The organism is Pseudoalteromonas sp. SWYJZ19 (assembly GCF_015864375.1).
GTDB classification, from domain to species: Bacteria; Pseudomonadota; Gammaproteobacteria; order Enterobacterales; family Alteromonadaceae; genus Pseudoalteromonas; species Pseudoalteromonas arctica.
This window is the reverse complement of sequence record NZ_JADYXI010000011.1, coordinates 118,072-139,090: the sequence shown is the minus strand read 5'-3', so window position 1 is coordinate 139,090 and position 21,019 is coordinate 118,072. Positions and strand designations below refer to the sequence as shown.

15 protein-coding genes and 4 tRNA genes are annotated in these 21,019 nt (G+C 38.9%); 5 read left to right on the top strand and 14 right to left on the bottom strand.

From position 1 onward, the window contains the following. Positions 1-107: 107 nt before the first annotated feature. A complete protein-coding gene (locus I6F45_RS12620; protein ID WP_165729538.1) occupies positions 108-2,018 on the bottom strand; it encodes an aminotransferase class I/II-fold pyridoxal phosphate-dependent enzyme in 1,911 nt (636 codons plus the stop codon). Positions 2,019-2,434: 416 nt separating this feature from the next. On the opposite strand from I6F45_RS12620, the gene I6F45_RS12615 reads away from it, so the two are divergent. Genes I6F45_RS12615 through I6F45_RS12605 form a run of 3 tightly spaced genes read left to right on the top strand, consistent with a single transcriptional unit; the run spans position 2,435 to position 6,150 of the window. Then, the gene (locus I6F45_RS12615) at positions 2,435-2,998 is read left to right on the top strand and encodes an AAA family ATPase (protein WP_197160687.1); all 564 of its coding nucleotides are present in this window, start codon (positions 2,435-2,437) and stop codon (positions 2,996-2,998) included. A gap of 9 nt (positions 2,999-3,007) precedes the next feature. Then, positions 3,008-4,471: an ATP-dependent nuclease gene (locus tag I6F45_RS12610; protein WP_331460653.1), complete on the top strand. Its 1,464-nt coding sequence runs from the start codon at positions 3,008-3,010 to the stop codon at positions 4,469-4,471. Continuing rightward, on the top strand, positions 4,468-6,150 hold the full coding sequence (locus tag I6F45_RS12605; protein WP_197160683.1) for a UvrD-helicase domain-containing protein: 1,683 nt from the start codon (positions 4,468-4,470) through the stop codon (positions 6,148-6,150). Before I6F45_RS12610 ends, I6F45_RS12605 begins: the two co-directional genes overlap by 4 nt. Before the next feature lie 268 nt (positions 6,151-6,418). Here the strand turns inward: I6F45_RS12605 and nth are convergent, their stop codons facing one another. From nth to I6F45_RS12540, 13 genes are all read right to left on the bottom strand, one after another. Continuing rightward, complete coding sequence (gene nth / locus I6F45_RS12600) at positions 6,419-7,051, bottom strand: endonuclease III (RefSeq protein ID WP_007379030.1); 633 nt, start codon at positions 7,049-7,051, stop codon at positions 6,419-6,421. A 47-nt stretch (positions 7,052-7,098) separates the two neighbouring features. Next, positions 7,099-7,797: an electron transport complex subunit E gene (locus tag I6F45_RS12595; protein ID WP_007585346.1), complete on the bottom strand. Its 699-nt coding sequence runs from the start codon at positions 7,795-7,797 to the stop codon at positions 7,099-7,101. Beyond that, positions 7,794-8,435, bottom strand: a complete 642-nt coding sequence (rsxG, locus tag I6F45_RS12590) for an electron transport complex subunit RsxG (protein ID WP_002962266.1) — start codon at positions 8,433-8,435, stop codon at positions 7,794-7,796. The genes I6F45_RS12595 and rsxG overlap by 4 nt, the downstream gene beginning before the upstream one ends. Beyond that, positions 8,432-9,490, bottom strand: a complete 1,059-nt coding sequence (gene rsxD / locus I6F45_RS12585) for an electron transport complex subunit RsxD (protein WP_197160682.1) — start codon at positions 9,488-9,490, stop codon at positions 8,432-8,434. Before rsxD ends, rsxG begins: the two co-directional genes overlap by 4 nt. Next, the gene (gene rsxC / locus I6F45_RS12580) at positions 9,487-12,063 is read right to left on the bottom strand and encodes an electron transport complex subunit RsxC (RefSeq protein WP_197142177.1); all 2,577 of its coding nucleotides are present in this window, start codon (positions 12,061-12,063) and stop codon (positions 9,487-9,489) included. The genes rsxD and rsxC overlap by 4 nt, the downstream gene beginning before the upstream one ends. 8 nt (positions 12,064-12,071) lie before the next feature. Next, a complete protein-coding gene (rsxB, locus tag I6F45_RS12575) occupies positions 12,072-12,626 on the bottom strand; it encodes an electron transport complex subunit RsxB (protein WP_007585357.1) in 555 nt (184 codons plus the stop codon). Position 12,627: 1 nt separating this feature from the next. Then, positions 12,628-13,209, bottom strand: coding sequence for an electron transport complex subunit RsxA (gene rsxA, locus I6F45_RS12570; protein ID WP_008172491.1), 582 nt, complete (start codon positions 13,207-13,209; stop codon positions 12,628-12,630). A gap of 81 nt (positions 13,210-13,290) precedes the next feature. Further along, positions 13,291-14,109: a substrate-binding periplasmic protein gene (locus I6F45_RS12565; protein WP_197120007.1), complete on the bottom strand. Its 819-nt coding sequence runs from the start codon at positions 14,107-14,109 to the stop codon at positions 13,291-13,293. A gap of 15 nt (positions 14,110-14,124) precedes the next feature. Next, the gene (locus I6F45_RS12560; protein ID WP_024592352.1) at positions 14,125-16,068 is read right to left on the bottom strand and encodes an EAL domain-containing protein; all 1,944 of its coding nucleotides are present in this window, start codon (positions 16,066-16,068) and stop codon (positions 14,125-14,127) included. A gap of 148 nt (positions 16,069-16,216) precedes the next feature. Continuing rightward, positions 16,217-16,293: transfer RNA gene (locus tag I6F45_RS12555), tRNA-Asn, on the bottom strand. A 29-nt stretch (positions 16,294-16,322) separates the two neighbouring features. Then, positions 16,323-16,399 (bottom strand) — tRNA-Asn (locus tag I6F45_RS12550). Between the two features lie 21 nt (positions 16,400-16,420). After that, positions 16,421-16,497: transfer RNA gene (locus tag I6F45_RS12545), tRNA-Asn, on the bottom strand. 21 nt (positions 16,498-16,518) lie between these two features. Next, a tRNA-Asn gene (locus tag I6F45_RS12540) sits at positions 16,519-16,595 on the bottom strand. Positions 16,596-17,647: 1,052 nt separating this feature from the next. Here I6F45_RS12540 and I6F45_RS12535 point away from each other — a divergent pair. Together I6F45_RS12535 and uvrB are read left to right on the top strand one after the other, a co-directional pair. Continuing rightward, the gene (locus I6F45_RS12535; RefSeq protein WP_165740053.1) at positions 17,648-19,027 is read left to right on the top strand and encodes an MATE family efflux transporter; all 1,380 of its coding nucleotides are present in this window, start codon (positions 17,648-17,650) and stop codon (positions 19,025-19,027) included. Further along, positions 19,024-21,018 carry an excinuclease ABC subunit UvrB gene (gene uvrB, locus I6F45_RS12530; protein ID WP_197160679.1) on the top strand — a complete coding sequence of 665 codons (1,995 nt, stop codon included), beginning with the start codon at positions 19,024-19,026 and terminating at the stop codon, positions 21,016-21,018. The genes I6F45_RS12535 and uvrB overlap by 4 nt, the downstream gene beginning before the upstream one ends. Position 21,019: the final 1 nt, after the last annotated feature.

Sequence of the window (21,019 nt, the reverse complement as noted above, 5' to 3'; positions counted from 1 at the left end):
CTATAAGTGTGTGTATTTAAAGACGCTAAAAGCAAGCCACCTGGCTTGCTTTTTTTTAACTAAAATTAGTTAACATCTATATAAAATGATTTATCCCACTTTGTATTTTACTTTTTAACCTTACCCTTAAGAACATAAATTTCACCATCGAAACTGCCTTGAATCGTCAATCCTTGGCTTGCCAACTCTTGCAAATATTCAACATGATCATTAGTAATATGCTGGCCCGGTACCAAAAGCGGAATACCCGGTGGATATGGAGTAACTAAACCGGCACAAATTCGGTTGTTACTTTTGCTAATAGGCACAGATTCGCGATCGCCATAAAAAGCATCACTTGGAATACACGCTAAGTCGATAGCGGGTAAATTTTCAGGTAAGCGAGCTCTACGCGTCGATTTCGACAGCTTTACCTTACCGCTGTCTAGCTTTTTCAGCGCATTGTACAAACGAATGATTTTCGAGCGCGTGCCACCAAGCGTAAGTAAAACCAAGATGGTGCTGTGCGTGTATTTTTCTATCTCAAGGCCAATTTCATCCAATAAGTATTTATGAATATCTTTTAATGAATAAGGTAGTTCACTAATATCAATAAGGATTTTTAGCGGATCGTGACCCATGTTATCGCCACTAAAGTGCGGGAATATTTTCATAAAATCTTCCTTACCGAGCACTTTAATTTGCTTGAGTGATGCCATTTGTTGTTTAAACTCTTCAACATGATTTAGCAGCGCATTGAGTAATTTATAACCTTCCATCTCTAATTGCTTTTGGCATACGTCGAGAGACGCAATAAGCTGATATTTAGGCGATGTGCTGGCGTAGATACTGTAAATATCGCGGAAGAAATCGGCATCAAAATCGGGGTCGTTAATATGAATATAAGACGCCTGAGAAAATGCCGATACCACTTTATGGGCAGAATGGGTAATGTAGTCAGCCCCAGCATGTATTGCTGAATAATGACGAAAGCTAGGATGAAACAAAGAATATGCAAACCAAGCTTCATCTATAAACACTTTAATACCATGTTGATGAGCGTAATCTACCACTTGTTTCAGATCGCTAAGTAGGCCATCGTAAGTACAACCAGTAAGCACCAATAATTTAGCATCTGTATTGTTTTCAATTGCCAACTTAATATCGGCCAACGACGGTGGCGCGAAAATACCGTATTTTGGATTTAGTATACTCGCCAAATAAATGGGGTAACTAGCTGATTGCAAAATGCCATAGTGCACAGATTTATGGCAATTACGGTCTACAATGACTTTATCTCCCTTGCGAAGTAGTGTCTGCAAGATGATTTTGTTTGAGGTAGACGAACCGTTTGTAACAAAGTAGGTGTGCTTAACTTCAAACGTCGCTGCTGCTGACTCTTGAGCACGGCCAATGGTATTAGTGCTGTCTGACAATGAGCCTAGTGAGTCTACCGAAACTGACAGATCGCCAACAAACACATTGCGACCGTAAAACTGATAAAAATCGTTTATATAAGGAGAGTTTCTAAAGCTAGAACCGCCGCTATGACCAGGTGTATGCCAAGAGTCGTTCGCTTCGCCAACATAGCGACGATACGCCGTCCAAAATGGCGTTTCAGAGCGATCATCGAAGTCGTTGATCATATAACCTAAAATGGCTTCAGGGTCAGAAATTACCTCATCTTTAAAAAAGAAGGATTCGATTTCTTCCGATTCGTTGATGATTTCCAGTCCTTTAGTGTCATCGCCTATAACATAAACTGGTAACTCGAGACGAATTGCCTTTAAATCTTCGATAAAGCGACTATAAATTTGTTCACCCACTTTGTTGTGTACATCCCAACTGAGAACCACGGCTTGAATATCGCCATCTTCCTTTACACATTCCAGTGCTTGCTTCAGATCGAGGCGTTCAATAATATCGATATCAATATCAACTCGCTCAAAATTAGGAATCGTTTTTGACAGGTTAGCGCAAAGCTCTTGCAAGATGATTGGGTCTTGCTCAATTATCAAGATACGAAGTAAAGGTAGCATAGGGATTTCGCAATAAAAATTTATAATGCTCAACAGCATAACTAAAGGAGTGAGACTTGTGAAATTAATACTTTGATAATGTTCTATTAATTGTGCAATTTCACTAACACGGCCTTACGTATAAAAATATTGTATTTAGATGGATTGATAGGTGTTGATATTTATCTAATCAGTTTTATCTTTAAACTCAGTTTTTTGAATAAAAAGATCAAGAAAACACAGCTGCCTGCTTGACTGGAGCTTTCTAATGGGTGACCCCTTTGACTTTTTCTGTTACTGATTTAAATAAGGTTTTCCTGATAAATTGAACTAAATATCGTTTCAATTATTGAGAGTATGCTAGATTGAAGTACCTTATTAAGAATACTTTTTAAGCTAGGGAAATGAATTTACCTACATTAGATTGAGAGTGAAAAATGCGTTTAAAAAAAATTTATATTTCAGGCTTTAAGAGTATTTCAAATGAATCACCGCAAACGTTGATGTTGGATTCTTCGTTAACTACTCTCATTGGTCATAATGGCACGGGTAAGAGCACTGCATTAGAGGCTTTAAATAAATTATTCTCTACTGATTCTAACCTTAGAGGGCTATCTAAAAATGACTTTAATGTACCTTCTGTTGAACAATCTGATACTCCTAAAAGCTTGGTTATTGAAGCTTGGTTTGATTTCCCTAAGCTCGATAAAGATAATGTTGAAATACCTCATCTATTAAATCAGATGGTGGCTACTGATGATGATGGAGGCCTTTTATTTAGAGTCAGACTTGAAGGTTCACTAACTTTTGATTACAGCCCTTCGGGTGAAGTTGAAGAGGATATATGGACAATTAGCAGTACAAAAGAAACACCTGACGATGACGATAAAAGACGCTTAAATGGTGGGATAAGAAGTGCGATACAAGTTAATTATATACCTGCCAACAGAGATCCTTTAATTCAATTAAAATATTCTTCAAAAGCAATTCTTGGGCGTTGATTAAAAGCGATACGTTGGACAGACGTTGAAAAAGAAAACTTTGAAAAAAAAGCTTCTGATTTAAAAGCCGTTGCTAAAAAATCACCTGCTTTGAAACAACTCTCAGAAGCAATTGATACAAGTTGGAAGTCGATATATAAGGGGCGTTATTTAAAAGATGCAGACTTGAATTTTCCTCTTAGCAATATTGATGAAGTGCTTAAGTTATTACAATTACATTTTAATCCTGATGAATCTGGAAACAAAATGGATGCATCTCTTTTAAGTGATGGTCAGAAATCACTTGCATATTTTGCACTAACAAAAGCCTTGTTCGACATAGATAAATCAATTCGATTAGCTTCAATATCTAGTGAAAAAACTCATTTTGATGCGGAAAAGATGAAATTACCTATTTTCAGTTTAATATCCCTTGAAGAACCTGAAAATCATCTATCTCCTCATTATTTAGGACGCATTATAAAGTTAATTTTAGAACATGGGGAAGATGGTAATTGTCAGGCAATAATATCAACACATTCTGCTTCGATTGTCGGTCGTATCGAACCATCACAGATAAGACATTTTAGTTTAAATTCAGAGACAAAAAGCACTGCAATTACTAAGTTAGAATTACCTGATAAAGAAGACGAAAAATCAAAATATATTAGTGAAGCTATAAAAGCATACCCAGAGATTTACTTTGCAAAATTAGTTATTTTAGGGGAAGGGGATAGTGAGCAAGTAATTTTACCCAAAATACTTGAAGCTTTTTCGACAGACATTGATACTCATTCTATTTCAATAGTTCCTCTAGGTGGAAGGCATGTAAATCATTTTTGGCGTTTATTAGAGTCAATAAATATTCCATATATCACATTGTTGGATTTAGATTTAGATCGAAATGGTGGGGGATTTGGTAGATTAAAATATGCAATAAAACAATTGTATACCTATAAAAAATCAGATTATTTCTACGAAGGAGTTCTTCCTGTATTACCTAAATGGGATGATGCTTCTCACCCTAATGATTTTGAACTTGTCTATAATTCTGTTGATACAATAAACATTATGAATGAATTGGAAAAAAACAATGTGTATTTTTCAAGTCCGTTAGATATTGATTATTCAATGATTATGGCATTTCCTGATATATTTTGTTCGAAGGATGAAATGTATGGTGAAAGAGGACCGAAGGAGGCGGATGAAAACGAAAGTGTAATTGATAAAACCTCAAGAGAAAAAGCATTAATTAATGCAGTGTTAAAAGAGAGTAATAAAGGAGCTAAGCATTACTCTGGTGACTATTTAAATAACTTCTTATGGTACAAATATAGATTTTTAGGCAGTAAGAGTAAACCTGCATCACATGTTCGATTATTTTCAAAATTAGAAGATATCTACACACCAGATCAAATAAAAGAAAAACTTCCTGATGAGTTAAAAAGGTTCGCATTAAAAACACAACAAATACTAAAAGATGTTATCGAATGATTGTAAATGATTGGCTTCCAACAGAAGGTATTGAAGCAACTGAACAGTTGATGAATATCATTCAGTTTGATGAAAGTTCTTTATCTATTTTGGCAGGTGCAGGATCAGGTAAAACAGAGCTATTAGCCCAAAAATCCAGTTACCTTTTAGAAACTAACAAATGCAGATGGCCCAAGCGAATATTATGTTTATCTTTTAAAACTGAAGCACAGGTTAATATAGGTAAAAGAGTAAAAAAGCGTTGTGGTGCAAAAGCAGAACGTTTTGATTCATTCACCTTTCATGCTTTTAGTAAGAGTATTGTTGATCGGTTCAAGAATGTGTTACCGAAAAATGAAAGACCCTCTGAACGTTACGATTTAGTTATGAAAGATTATCAATCCAATGGTAAAGATAAAATCTGGATTGGGGCTTTAATTCAAATGGCTTTAAGAATTGTAACATTGAGTACAGATATCAAATCTCTTTTTCATTTATCCTACCCTTATGTTTTTATTGATGAGTTTCAAGATACGAGTTACGAACAGTATAATTTGTTGCGTTCTTTATTCATGGGAACGGGTACGAAATTACTTTGTGTTGGTGATTTGAATCAAAGCATTATGCTCTTTGCAAATGCTAACCCAACTGTTTTCAATGAATTTCAAAATGATTTTTGCCATGACAAAATTAAAAAGATGTTATTGACAAAAAATTACAGAGCAACCGAAGAAATTCAAGGCGTACTTAATAAATTTTTAGAATATGTAGAAGATGATAAACGGATAATTCAACCGTTAACTAACCCCGTACCTAACTGTAATATTAAATACTTTTCTGATGAATACAAAGAATCATCTTTTCTTGTGGAATATATTACATCGTTAATTAATTCGGGTGTTAAAGAAGAGGAAATCTGTGTTTTGACAAAGCAGCATTCTTCCAGGTATACGGCTGTATTGAGATCTGGACTTTCTAATAAAAGCATTAGAAATCTAGATATGACAGATTTACAAGACACTTTGAAAGAACCATTAGGTAGACTGTTCACTTTTATACTTAAAATTTACACGTTGAAAGATGCTCAAAATTGGAGTGAATTTTGTGAGTTTTGTTTATCGCTGAATAATATAAGTAATGCTGAAGAGATTGAGTTCATTAACAAGCTAAGTCATCATGTTCACATAAATCAAAAATTATTTATTGGTACAGATCCAGCTAATTCTTTACTGAACCTAATTAAAGCAACATTTGAGTTTATTGGAATAAACAAGATAAAAGCAAGATGGGCGCAGTACAAATCATTAGAGTATTTTGGGTTAATATGGAAGCATCTTGAGTTGCATTTAAGAAATACTATTAATGTTACTTCCACCTTAGAAGAAGCATCATTAATGTTTAATGCAGAAAATTCAGTTCAATTAATGAATGTTCATAAGTGTAAAGGACTTGAATATCAATATGTTATATTTATGGGGATGGAAGATGAAGCATTTTGGAATCATACTGATAATAACTTTGAAAGTAAATGTTTGATGTTTGTAGCTCTTTCCAGAGCTAAAGAAAGTATTTTAGTTACATTAGCTGGCGACAGAGAGCATAGAGGGAATCAAGATCGCTACTCAAATTTCAATAAAGTGGATCTGTTGTTTCAAACCCTTACTGGAAAATGTGGATTTAATTATGAAATTTGTAGTTAACAAAAAGTCAATTATGAGTTCGTCTTGTTGCTTCTTATAGCAACAATATTTACGCGCCTCTATAAATTGTCAAACTAGTTGTAGCGATCACTAAGTTATTCACTTACCATTTTGACGATTTCACGTTCAGGGTTTATGTACCTTTTCTGGTAAATTTCAATTTCGGATGTCACAACTCCAAAACTAAAGAGAAACCAAAGGGGTCAAACCTTGACCCCAGACATCATAATCATTAACTGTCTGCAATTTTCTCAAAGTAGACTAAAGATTATTCAGTCTTATCTTTAAACTCACACAAGTCTTCAATAATACAGCTGCCGCACTTTGGCTTACGGGCTACGCAGGTATAGCGCCCGTGAAGAATTAACCAATGATGCACGTCTACTTTAAACTCTGCAGGTACTACTTTTTCAAGTTTTTGTTCAACGGCTACAACATCTTTACCCATGGCAAGCTTAGTACGGTTAGAAACACGAAATATATGTGTATCCACGGCTATTACAGGCCAGCCAAAGGCGGTATTGAGTACAACATTAGCTGTTTTTCTGCCAACGCCTGGTAGAGCTTCTAACGCTTCACGATTTTCTGGCACGATGCTGTTGTGCTCATCCACCAATATTTGGCACATTTTGTATACGTTAGCAGCTTTGGAATTAAATAAGCCAATGGTTTTTATGTAATCACGCAGTGTATCGTGGCCTATATCTAAAATTGCTTGTGGTGTATTAGCAACAGGGAACAATTTACGAGTGGCTTTATTTACGCCGACATCGGTGGCTTGCGCTGAGAGCGTAACGGCAACCAGTAACTCAAATGGGCTTGAATATTCAAGCTCTGTTACTGGGTGTGGATTATCGTCGCGCAGGCGCGATAGTATTTGGTGACGTTTTTCTTTATTCATGCAACTTAAAACGCATTAACTATTTACTAAGTTAGTGCGTTTTCCCCTCAAGTTAAGCTAGTAACGCGTGCGCGAGGGCCTTTTTCTGCCTCTGGCGGTGCAATTTGTTTTGATTTTATTTGTGCGTCAATTACGTTTTTAGCGGCAATAAGTAACCCAAGGCCTAAAAATGCACCCGGTGGTAAAATGGCGAGTAAAAATTGGTTATCAAAGTTAAACACTTCTATGCGTAAACTTTGTGCCCATGGGCCAAGTAATAAGTCGGCACCGTCAAATAAAGTACCTTGACCAATTAGTTCGCGCATTGCGCCTAAAACAACAAGCACAATCATAAAGCCTAAGCCCATCATTAAGCCGTCAAATGCTGATAAATGAACAGGGTTTTTAGAGGCGTATGCTTCGGCGCGGCCAATAATGGCGCAGTTAGTTACAATCAACGGGATAAAAATCCCTAATGATTGATATAAACCAAAGGTATAAGCGTTCATGAGTAATTGAACTATTGTTACAAAGCCCGCGATGATCATTACAAATACAGGTATACGAATATCTTTTGGCACCCAGTTACGCACAATTGATACGGTAACATTTGAGCCTATTAGTACGAGTAAAGTTGCTAAGCCTAAACCTAAGGCATTTGTTACAGTTGAGGTAACGGCAAGCAGTGGACATAAACCTAAAAGCTGCACAAGGGCAGGGTTATTTACCCATACACCTTCTTTGTATAATGTTTTTAACTCACTCATTTAGCTACCTCCATACATTCGGCATTAGGTGCTGCAAAAATATCATCAAAATTAGTTTGTGCGAACAATACGGCATTTTTAACAGAGCCCACAACAGCACGTGGCGTTATGGTCGCGCCTGTAAATTGATCAAACTGGCCGCCATCTTTTTTTACAGCCCAGCGAGCGTCTTCTTCGCCTTCAACCGTTAAGCTTTTAAATGTTGTGATCCAAAGTGATTTTTTAACTTCTACTTTGTCGCCTAAACCAGGGGTTTCTTCGTGTTTAGTCGTACGAACGCCAGCAATAGTGCCATCGCTCAATACAGCTGTTAATAAGTTAATATCGCCACTGTAGCCGTTTGGCGTAACATGCCTAATAACAACAGCGACTGGTTTATTGTTTTTACGAGCACGGTAAATTACTTGGTTTGCGTGTGGGCCTAGTTTTTCGTCAGTAATAATTACGCAATCTTGTGATAATTGATTGTCGTACGATTTTGGGTCGAGCACTTCTTGTAGCTGCGCAGTAAGTTGCAGTTGTTCTTGCTCTGCAATTTTATCGGCAGTAAGCGCGTTGATAGAGGCAACTAAGCCCGTTGTTGCTAACGCAAACGCAGTTAAAATAGCACCATTTTTAGCCATTGACGAAATGATCATTTTACTGCTCCATGGCCATAAGTACGTGGCTGTGTGTAGTAGTCTATTAGCGGCACTGCAATATTAATCAATAATACGCTAAATGCGATGGCATCAGGAAAACCACCAAAGGTACGAATTAAATAAATTAGTAAGCCAATTAGCGCGCCATAAATTAAGCGCCCTTTGTTAGTTGTTGCTGCAGATACCGGATCGGTTGCTATAAAAAAGGCCCCCATCATAGTGGCACCACTTAATAAGTGAAATAGGGTGCCCGGCTCTGTACCAGGTGATGCGATATAACCAATAGCACTACATACAGCTAAACTTGCGATAAAACTTACAGGAATATGCCAGTTAATTATTTTTGCTTTTAATAAGTATAAACCACCCACCAAAAAGCCTAAGTTAACCCACACCCAGCCAAGGCCAGCCCATTCGTTAAATAATGGCTTTTCCATGCTTTCGGTAACGGTTAAACCGTGTGCTATGTCTGTTTTAACAGTATCCAGCGGTGTTGCCATTGTTAGGCCATCAACCCCTGCACGTACTTGATCAAGGCTAAACCCAGAGGCCGTAAAATCGGTGAATATTAGCCTTAGCTGATCAGCAAAGCCTATTGGCGTATTTATTAAATCGGTAACAGGCAACCATGCGGTCATTTGTACTGGAAACGAAACTAAAAGCAGTACATAAGCCGCCATTGCTGGATTGAATAAGTTAAACCCAAGGCCGCCATAAAGCTGTTTAACTATAACAATAGAAAATAAACAGCCAATAACGATTATCCACCAAGGGGCAAGTGGTGGAATACTCAGTGCCAATAACACGGCAGTAAGCCACGCACTGCCATCACTTAATGCAGGCCAAACAGGGCGCTTTCGTATTAGCATTATTGCAGCTTCAAATACGCTTACAGCAACAAGCGCGAGCACCAGTTGAATAAGTACACCGGTTCCAAAAAAGAAAACTTGAGCAATTAGCCCAGGAATACACGCAGCAATAACGCTAAGCATTAATCGCGTTAACGATTTATGGCTGTGATTATGCGGCGAACTGGCCATGGTTAATTTCATGACTGATTATTTCCTTCTTTTTGTAACTTTTTAGCTTTTGCTCTCGCAATTGCTGCGGCCACGGCGGCTTTTTTCTTATCGTCGGCTGATTTAGGTTTATCTGCTTCAGTAGAATTGGATGAGTCATCGGTATTATTGTTTGCACCCTTTAGTGCAGCACTATCAATTTGTGGCTCTTGAGTTTGTTCGGCTTCTTCTAATGCTTGTGCCGCTTTTTTAGCTTTTGCGCGCGCAATGGCCGCAGCTACCGCTGCTTTTTTATCATCAACGGGTGCCGCGCGTTGTGGTTCTTCACTCACGGTTTGCTCGGTTTCTTCTAATGCTTTAGCTGCTTTTTTAGCTTTTGCGCGAGCAATGGCCGCCGCTACGGCTGCTTTTTTATCATCAGCAGGCGTATCGCTTTGTGGCTCTTCACTCACGGTTTGCTCAGCGCCATCTAATGCTTTAGCCGCTTTTTTAGCTTTTGCACGAGCAATGGCCGCCGCTACCGCTGCTTTTTTGTCATCAACAGGGGCATCAGTTTGTGGCTCTTCACTTACTGTTTGTTCAGCGTTATCTAATGCTTGTGCTGCCTTTTTGGCTTTAGCACGAGCAATGGCCGCCGCTACCGCTGACTTTTTATCATCAACAGGGGCATCGTTTTGTGGCTCTTCACTTGCTGCTTGTTCAGCGTTATCTAATGCTTGTGCTGCTTTTTTAGCTTTAGCTCGAGCAATGGCCGCAGCTACCGCTGACTTTTTATCATCAACAGGGGCCACGTTTTGTGGCTCTTCACTTGCTGCTTGTTCAGCGTTATCTAATGCTTGTGCTGCTTTTTTAGCTTTAGCGCGAGCAATGGCTGCAGCGACTGCTGATTTTTTATCATCAACGGGCGCAGTATCGGCCGATTCATCTGTTTGAGATTTTTGCTCTTTATATTTACGCGCTTGTTCTTTACGTAGTGCGCGCTCTTTTGCTACTTCGCTGTTGTCAGGTTCTAATTCAGCAGATTGATCGCCTAGCTTTTTAGCTTTAGCGCGTGCAATAGCAGCTGCAACAGCTGATTTTTCATCGCCGTTATCTGATTTATTTTTAACGCGGGCTAGTGCCTCTGCTACTTTTTGCTTTTCGTCAGCAGATTTAGCTGCAGGTTTACGTTTGTGGCGGTTTTGACGTTCTTCTTGCTCGCGATCTAAACGCTCTTTTCGTGCATCAAAACGCTCTTTTGCTCTGTCGGCTTTAATTTTATCCGCTTGTTGTTCTTTAATTTCAACTTTGGCTATACGGTAGTACTGTACAAGAGGGATTTCGCTTGGGCACACATATGCACAAGCACCACACTCAATACAGTCAAATAAATTATGCTCTTGTAGTTTGTCGTACTCTTTTGATTTAGCAAACCACTGCAATTGCTGTGGTAATAAAGAAGCAGGGCAGGCATCAGCACAAGCGCTACAACGTATACAGGCTTTTTCAGGGCCGGGCTCCGCTAGCTCTTTATGATCAGGCGCTAAAATACAGTTAGTTGTTTTAACTATGCCAATACGCACTGTGGGTAGCGTAAAGCCCATCATTGGGCCGCCCATTACAACACTTTGCTGCGGTACAGGTGAGAAACCTTGGCAATCAAGTAAATGCTTTATTTCAGTGCCAAGTAGTGCCCATACATTCCCAGGCTTATGAATAGTGTTACCTGTTACCGTAACTATACGTTCAATGAGTGGTTTACCTTCATAAACGGCTTGTTGTACGGCAAACAAAGTCCCGGTGTTATGCACTAAAATACCAATATCGGCAGGAATACCAATGCTAGGAACTTCACGGTTAGTAAGTAATTTAATTAATTGCTTTTCACCGCCAGATGGATAAATAGTTGGCACCGTTTGAATAATAATTTTTGAGTTATGCTCAGCTGCTTGCTTCATCGCGGCAATCGCTTCAGGCTTGTTATCTTCTACACCCACAATGCACAGTGTTGGGTTTAAAAGTTGCTGCATTATTTCAATGCCTTGGATAACTTCTTTAGCGTGTTCGCGCATTAAAACGTCATCGGCAGTAATATAAGGTTCGCACTCAACAGCATTTACAATCAAAAATTCGATAGGTTGCTTGGTATCTGCTTTTACATAAGTAGGAAAACCAGCACCACCCATACCGCTAATACCGGCTTGGTGAATAATATTTATCAGCTCATCATGACTAAGCTCAGCAGGATTTTTATTTTTATTTAGAGCTACCCATTCGTCTTTGCCGTCTGGTTCAATAATAACACTTAGTTCAGGTAGGGCCGATGGATGTGCTGATGGCATAGGTGCAATATCAGTAACCACACCAGAGCTTGGAGCATGCACAGGTACCGACCAGTTAGCAGCAGGCGCTGTAAGTGGTTGGCCTTTTAAGACGTGTTGGCCTTTTTCTACAAGTAACTTACCGTTTGCGCCTATGTGTTGCTTAAGCGCAACAATGAGTTTGTCGGGCAACGGTAGGCGAGTGATACTCGCACTATTAGAGAGTGATTTTTGTTGTGGTGGGTGTATGCCGCCAGGAAATGCCCACACGGTGCCTTTTTTTATTTGTTCAAGTAACTTGTCCACTCAAACCTCTAATCTATTTGTGTAACAGGAATAGCATCTAGCTGCCATTTCCAGTTTTGTTTAGTTTCGGCTACAGGTAGCATATCAATGCAATCTACAGGGCAAGGCTCAACACATAAATCACAGCCAGTACATTCATCAATTAATACAGTGTGCATTTGACGAGTTGCGCCCAAAATGGCGTCAACCGGGCAGGCTTGAATACATTTGGTACAGCCAATACATTCATCTTCGCGAATATAAGCCACTGTTTTTATAGGTTCTGCTTGCTCGCCACCGGCAAGTGGTTTTTCATCAACACCCATTAAGCCGGCAAGCTTTTTCATGGTTGATTCGCCGCCCGGTGGGCATTTATTTATTTCATCGCCATTGGCTATGGCTTCGGCGTAAGGGCGACAACCCGGGTAGCCACATTGTCCGCATTGAGTTTGCGGCAAAATAGTATCAATTTGCTCAACAATAGGGTTACCTTCAACGCGAAAGCGAATTGCTGCAAACCCTAAAATAAGTCCAAAAATGAGTGCTAGCGAACCAATCGCTATCAAGGCATAAAACAAGGTCATATTAAAACTTCACTAATCCAGTAAAACCCATAAACGCCATCGACATTAAGCCTGCAGTGATCATTGCAATAGAGGCGCCTTTAAAAGGCGTAGGAACGTCAGCAGCTGCTAAACGTTCTCGTAGTGCTGCAAATAATACAAGCACTAAAGAAAAACCAACCGCAGCACCAAAACCATACACTGCAGATTGTAAAAACGAATGATCTTCTTTGATATTTAATAAAGCCACACCTAATACCGCACAGTTAGTGGTGATCAGCGGTAAAAATATGCCTAATAAACGATATAGAGTAGGGCTTGTTTTACGCACAACCATTTCGGTAAATTGCACTACAACGGCAATCACTAAAATAAAGCTCATGGTGCGTAAAAAGGCGATATCCAGAGGGATTAAAATATATTGATTAACTAAATAGCTAGTTACAGAGGCAAGGGTAAGCACAAACGTGGTTGCCAAAGACATACCAATCGCCGTATCAAGCTTACCTGATACGCCCATAAACGGACATAAGCCTAAAAATTGTACTAATACAAAGTTATTAACCAGAACGGTTCCAATCAATAACAAGACATATTCTGTCATGTGTGCCTCACGCTATAATAAACGTGGGTATTATCCTTTTTTCTTTATCGATTAACAACACATGAGAAGCAAATAAACGACTCAATCAGTAATGATATTAAAGCGACTTAAGATTTCAGGTGTAATTAGAATAGGATCGATATTATATGGCTTTAAAATATCTTTAAATTGATCGTGTTCTTGGTATAAATCTAATAGGGCTTTATTAAATAGGGCAATTTGTTCAGGAGATAATTGAATTTTATTAAAACCAATAAAATAGGGGGATTCGCTTTGTAAAAAGGCCAAATTAACATGATGTAAGTTAAATTGTTTTAGCCTAGCGCGTGCTTGTAAAGTATTGGCAAAGTACCCATCTATACGATTGTTTTCTATCATTTTTACACCCGTGCCATTGGCATCGGTGAGTAAAACAATATCAAATTCCCTCAATCCATCTTTAATCATTTGTTGCTGTATTTTGATTAGTTGAAAAGACGCATTTGAAGGGCCAAAAACAGCAATTTGCATTTTTTGTAGATCATTGAGGCTTTTGATGGTTTTTTTTGCACCCTCAGGTTGAAAAAAGGCATATTGCATTTTCATAAGCGGGATCGAAAAATAAAGCCATTCGTCACGGTCAAGATTCCAGCCCATAGGAAAGTTTCCTTGAGCTTGCAGGTTTTTTAACATGAGCTTAGAGCGACGATTTGGTACGCTGACAAACTCACATTTATAATTGAGGCGTTTACACGCTAAGGTAAGTATATCAACAAAGGGGCCAGCGGCATTATCGTGTTCATCAACAAATGAAAATGGAGGATAGTTATGAGTGCTAAAAACTAATTCTTTTTGCGGGGCGTTTGCGTACAAACTCAAAGGCATAATAAAAAGTATAATAAAGGTAATTACTCTTTTCATGATGCCTCCAATAGACTATATGTCTTTAGGTTTTTCTATGTAATAACCTTGAACGCCATCTAAACACAACGTTTCTATAATGTGCTTTTCTTCTTGGCTCTCAACGCCCTCAGCAAATACACTAACACCAATGCGGTGGGCTAAATCGACCATTAAGCGCATAAAGTACTGATTGTTTTTATCGTCTTCGAGGCCGCGAGTATAACTTGCGTCCATTTTAATAAAGTCAGGTTTTAAATCTCGGAAAAACTTAAACGAAGTTAAGCCAACACCAAAACGTTCAACTGTAACGCGTGCGCCAACACGGTGAACCATGTCGATAAAGCGCTTACTAGCCTTGATGTTTTGCTGTAAACCAAACTCGCTTACTTCAAATACTAGTTTAGATGCAATATGCGTATCTTTCAATAATCGGCGCTCTAGCCAAATTACAAACTGATCGTTGTGTGCACTAGAAGCTGTCACGTTTAAACCAAAAAACTTTTCAGATAAATTACGGCTTTTAACCTTTTCAAGAGAAGAGTCTATGATCAGGCGATCAATTTCTATTGCCATATCAAGCTTTTCGGCCATCGCTAAAAAAGAAGCGGTAGGCAGTACTTGATTGTCTTCTGTTTTAAATCGAACTTGTACTTCAGCGTAGGCTTTTATGCTTTTACCAAGCGGCATAATGTTTTGCATTACCAAATGCACACGCTTAGATTCAATAACTTCTTTAATAACCTTACGCCAGTTTTGATTACCAAAACCCGCACTTACGTTATTAACTAAATCGGTTTCGCGTTGTACGTGCCATGCGTTTACTTGTTTTGATTGCGCCATACTCATTGCGTTATCAACAACAGAAAGCAATTCGCCTAACGGCTTACCTTTTTCGTAACCTACAATACCTGTATTAGCTACCGAGCTTAACTCTTGGTTTTGTTGGTACTGCGTGAAGCGCGATTGCAGGTTTTCACCAAAGCGCTCAGCTTCTTTTAAAGGAATGTGGGGTAGTACGACAGCAAAGTCAGAGCTGTTTAATCTAAATATTTGGCTGCCAGTGTAAGTGCCGCTTATGTGCTTAATAATATCGGCAACGCCTTTTACGTACTCATCACCTTTTTGATAACCACGGCTTTGGTTTATAGCTTGTAGTTCGCTACAACGAACCATAGCTAAAGAGCCAAATGTACTTTGCTCAGTGTTTTCAATATTTTTTTCGTAGTACTCAACAAACATATTACGATTACCAAGCGAGGTAATTACATCTTTGTACGCTTCATGCTTAATAGTCATAGCAGCGCTTTGTATGTCTTCGTTTTTGTTTTTTAAGAAATGTGATAATCGATTAAAGCTAGGTACTAAATCTTTTCCCATTTTTTTCAATCGAGTGCCATCTAGTGCTGTTTCTAAATCATTATCAACTTGGTTTTGATTGATATAAATATCGATAATGTCAGCAACTGTTGTACTTATGTTTTTATTTAAATGGTAAAAAATAGATTTCATTAGAATTATTGGAATAATAACTAAAATGGCAGAAATCAAAATAACAATAAAAAGGGAGGTTTGTAGCTGCGACGCTAAATGCTCAATGTTAAGTACAAATTCAACTTTTATATCTGAGGCGTCATTTACAGCAAATTGAGGGCGCACTGAGTTAAAGTTAGAGAGTACAAAATCAGCAAACATTGGTAATTGAGTAGGGGGGTTAATACTAAATATTTCAGCCCCTTGGTAATCTCTTAGAGTGAAGCTTGAAAACGTTTTACCATCTGCAATTGATTGTTTTAAATTTTGAGCAGAAATATCGTCTAAAGAAAGGTCATTAATATACTTAGTAACAGTAGTTTGCGCACTTTTTTGTGCATCACTTACCGCAGTATCAAAGCTTATAGATATGAAGTAGCTTCCTGCTGCAACACACAATAACCAAGAGATAATTTGTATAAAAATAAGTTTTTTAAATCCAGCCATGTTTTCAGTCTTTTAATAATTCAAAAGGGAAGGAATCAAGTCCTTGATTAATAAACTAAGTACAGCGCATTAAGGAATAAACTAATGCTTTAGTTATATAAGGAAGAGTAGTGGAATTAGCTTGAGATGTCTATGAAATTCTTAGAATTGGCTCCCCCTCCCCGACTCGAACGGGGGACCTGCGGATTAACAGTCCGTCGCTCTAACCAACTGAGCTAAGGGGGAACTAAAGTAGTGATATTATTATGATGATTTGGCTCCCCCTCCCCGACTCGAACGGGGGACCTGCGGATTAACAGTCCGTCGCTCTAACCAACTGAGCTAAGGGGGAACTACATCATAAACATAAACTTGGCTCCCCCTCCCCGACTCGAACGGGGGACCTGCGGATTAACAGTCCGTCGCTCTAACCAACTGAGCTAAGGGGGAATCGTTTATGGTTGAAAAACTTGGCTCCCCCTCCCCGACTCGAACGGGGGACCTGCGGATTAACAGTCCGTCGCTCTAACCAACTGAGCTAAGGGGGAAGCGTCTTGCCTTTCAACGGGGCGAAATATTAATGACCGCGCCGCAAAGTGTCAACATATAAAAGTCATAAATTGAAAAAAGAGGTTTATTCGTTGTTTTTGTGTTCGATCTGCGTGTTTTATAGCTCTATTAAAGTTACTTTTTTAAAAATTTAAGAATAACAATGTGACTTTTATTATTGCTGAGCCTTCAAATTGGTTAAATTAAACACGGTATTAAAGTGGCTTGTTATTAAAAAACAACTCAAAAACATAAAAACTCATTTTTTACTTAGCGATATTTCTCGTATTTAATTCGTTTTTGTTTTAATTTTCTAAAAATATATCTATGCGTATATTCACAGAAATATTTTTTGATCTAAATTGTGATCTAATCACTATGTATAAAATGAGTATTTTTTTTTATCCGTTCAAAAATAGAGCAATCAATAACTTAACTTTGTATTAAACGTTTTTTTATACCTAACGTACAACTATGTTAAGAAGAAAAATTGGTGAGCTACAGTTTTTAGCGTGAGTTTATAAAAATGCCACAATTAACAAATGGTCAATTGGTTGGATATCACTGAAAATGGAGGCTCTCTCAAAGCCTTTATAAATGCGGGTTTGAATGAGTTATCCACGGTTTCTGTGGATAACTCTGTTTATGAAACTTTAAGAACATCATCGGCACCAATGGTTTAGGGTGCTACAACGATTTCAAGCTTTTAAATCACTATTTTTAATTCAATATAAAACAATGGGTTATGATTTGATGCTGAATGTATGCAACTCGATGAGGGAATTTTTTCGTAACGATAAACCAAGCAGTACCTTTGTGTGAAAAAGCATCATATATCACTGGGTGTTTGTAATAAAAGTTATAAAAATGTGTTTTAATTGGTTTTTGGTGTGTTTAGGCTCTATTTTAACAAAAAGATGCAAAAACTAAGTTTTACTATTTTTTCGAATCTTTACTTCTTTAATTACTTCAATTGTAGTGATAAATCCGTGGCTTGAACTGCCTTGATGCTTTAAAATGATTCGTTCAGTAAAAGAGGCCTATTTATTTCATGCGCGCAATTTCAAAATCCCAGACTCGCCCAGATTTACTAAACGATCCCATCTTGCCCACATTAAAGACGATGACCATCCCGATGATATTCGGCATGATCACGCTAATGATGTTCAATATTGTCGATACATTCTTTATAAGCTTACTAGGCACTGAGCCGCTTGCAGCGGTGAGCTTTACATTTCCGGTTACCTTTACCGTTATTAGCTTAGCAATAGGGCTGGGGATCGGTACATCGGCGGTAATAGCAAAAGCGCTCGGTAGTAATAAAATAGATGAAGCGCGTTTTGACGCCAGTATTTCTTTAATGGTTGGTGTGGTTCTGGTTATTGTGTTGTCATCTGTTGGGTATTTACTGATTGACCCCATATTTACTTTGCTAGGAGCGGGCGCACAAGTATTGCCGTTAATACACGAATACATGAATATATGGTTTATCGGTAGTGTATTTTTAATAACTCCAATGATTGGTAACTCGGTACTGCGCGCCAGTGGCGATACAAAAACGCCAAGTATAGTAATGGGTGGAGCAGGGCTCATAAACGCCGTACTCGACCCTATATTGATATTTGGTTTTGGGCCAGTACCAGCGTTAGGTATTCAAGGCGCGGCCATAGCAAGCGTTATTGCATGGTCGGTTGCTGTGGTTATTATTTTATATATATTAGCGGTTAAAAAACGCTTGTTGAGCCTAAAAGCAGGCAAGCAAACAGTGACGGGCGCTATTCGTAAAATATTAAAAATTGGTTTGCCTGCTGCCGGCGCAAACATGCTTACACCGGTTGCAATGGCCGTAATGACCGCTATGGTTGCGCATCACGGGCCAGAGGCCGTAGCTGCATTTGGAGTGGGAAGTCGAATAGAATCTATTGCAAGTATATTAGTGCTTGCGCTATCTATGACTTTGCCGCCGTTTGTTAGCCAAAATTTTGGGGCTGGCAAATTGTGCCGCGTTAAAGAAGCGTACACAGGTACACTAAAATTTGTGATGGTATGGCAATTTGCTATTTACGTATTACTCATTGCATTTTCAGGTGTTATAAGCCAATTGTTTGGTAAAGAACAAGCCGTAATAGATGTAATTAAGCTCTTTATTTATACCATCCCGTTAAGCTATGGCTTACAAGGGGTGATCATATTATCAAACTCATCGTTTAATGCTTTACACAAACCAATGTACGCACTGGTATTAAGTGTCATTCGGTTATTCATATTTTATGTACCATTTGCTTATGTAGGCAACGAAATAGCCGGATTATTAGGGCTGTTTATTGGCGCTGCTTTAGGTAACTTATTTACAGCAATAGTGGCGTATAAATGGTTTATGAAAAAACTAGAAACGCTGAGCGGCGAATCGTTACAGGAGTGCAATAATTGAGCGACCATTTTCAGTTAAAATCACATTTTAAACCAGCAGGCGATCAGCCAACAGCGATTAAACAGCTGTGCGAAGGCCTAGAAGCAGGGCTTGCACATCAAACATTATTAGGCGCCACTGGTACAGGTAAAACCTTTACCATGGCTAATATTATTAACGACTTAAACCGTCCAACAATAATAATGGCGCACAATAAAACACTTGCCGCGCAGCTATACGGAGAAATGAAAGAGTTTTTCCCTAAAAATGCGGTTGAGTATTTCGTATCGTATTACGATTACTACCAGCCAGAAGCCTATGTTGTATCAAGCGACACCTTTATTGAAAAAGATGCCTCGATAAACGAGCACATAGAGCAAATGCGTTTAAGTGCAACCAAAGCACTGCTTGAACGCCGCGACACCATTATTGTGGCGTCGGTATCGGCTATTTATGGTTTGGGCGACCCTAAATCATACATGAAAATGATGCTACTTTTAAAAGTGGGCGAAAAAGTAGACCAACGCGACATGCTACGTCGCCTAGCTGAAATACAATATACGCGTAACGACATAGATTTTAGCCGTGGTACGTATCGTGTACGCGGTGAAGTGGTTGATATATTTCCTGCAGAATCTAGCACCTTCGCAATTCGCGTAGAAATGTTTGATGACGAAATAGAGCGCTTGAGTATTTTTGATCCGCTTACTGGCGCCGTCGAAAAGCATATAATACGCACCACTATCTATCCAAAAACACACTATGTTACCCCGCGTGAAAAAATACTCGGTGCTATCGATAAAATACAAGAAGAACTAAAAGATCGAAGAGCCCAGTTACTCAGTGCTAATAAATTAGTAGAAGAACAACGTGTAACACAGCGTACGCAATACGATATAGAAATGATGCGAGAGCTAGGTTATTGCTCTGGTATAGAAAACTACAGCCGCTATTTGTCGGGTCGTACGCCAGGCGATCCGCCGCCTACGTTACTTGATTATCTCCCAGACGACGCATTGATGATTATTGATGAATCGCACGTAACCGTATCGCAAATTGGCGCGATGTATAAAGGCGACAGAAGCCGTAAAGAAAACTTAGTTGAGTATGGCTTCAGAATGCCCTCTGCAATGGATAACAGGCCGCTGCGCTTTGAAGAATTTGAAGCTATTTCACCACAAACAATTTATGTATCGGCTACACCTGGTGATTTTGAATTAGAGCGTTGTGTGGGCGCAATTGCAGAGCAAGTAATTCGCCCAACAGGACTGCTTGACCCACTTATTGAAGTTCGCCCAGTAGGCGATCAGGTAGACGACCTCCTATCAGAAATTTACAAAAGTGTAGAGAAGGGCGAGCGTGTACTTGTAACCACTTTGACCAAACGTATGTCGGAGGATTTAACCGATTACTTAAGTGAGCACGACGTAAAAGTGCGTTACTTACATTCAGACATAGACACAGTTGAACGGGTTGAAATTATTCGTGATTTACGTGCGGGTGTGTTTGATGTGTTAGTGGGTATTAACTTACTTCGAGAGGGCCTGGATATGCCAGAAGTGGCGCTAGTAGCCATACTTGATGCCGATAAAGAAGGTTTTTTACGCTCAGCGCGTTCAATTATTCAAACCATTGGTCGTGCTGCACGTCACTTAGATGGTCGCGCTATTTTATATGGCGACAGAATCACAAAATCGATGGCTAAGGCCATGGACGAAACAGCGCGCAGACGCGAAATTCAGCATGCTTATAATATTGAACACGGTATTGAACCGCATTCACTAGCCAAAAAGATTCTTGATGCGATGGATATAGGCGAAGAAGCCGGCCCTAAAGATAACCTTAGACTTGTTCGTAAAGACTCTAAAAAGGTACTTAGCGCCAAAGAAATTACCGTACAAATTAAGCAGCTTGAAACCAAAATGCATGCATACGCAAGCGACTTAGAATTTGAAAAAGCGGGCTCTGTTCGCGATGAAATACATGAACTACAACAACAGTTGATTAATTAAA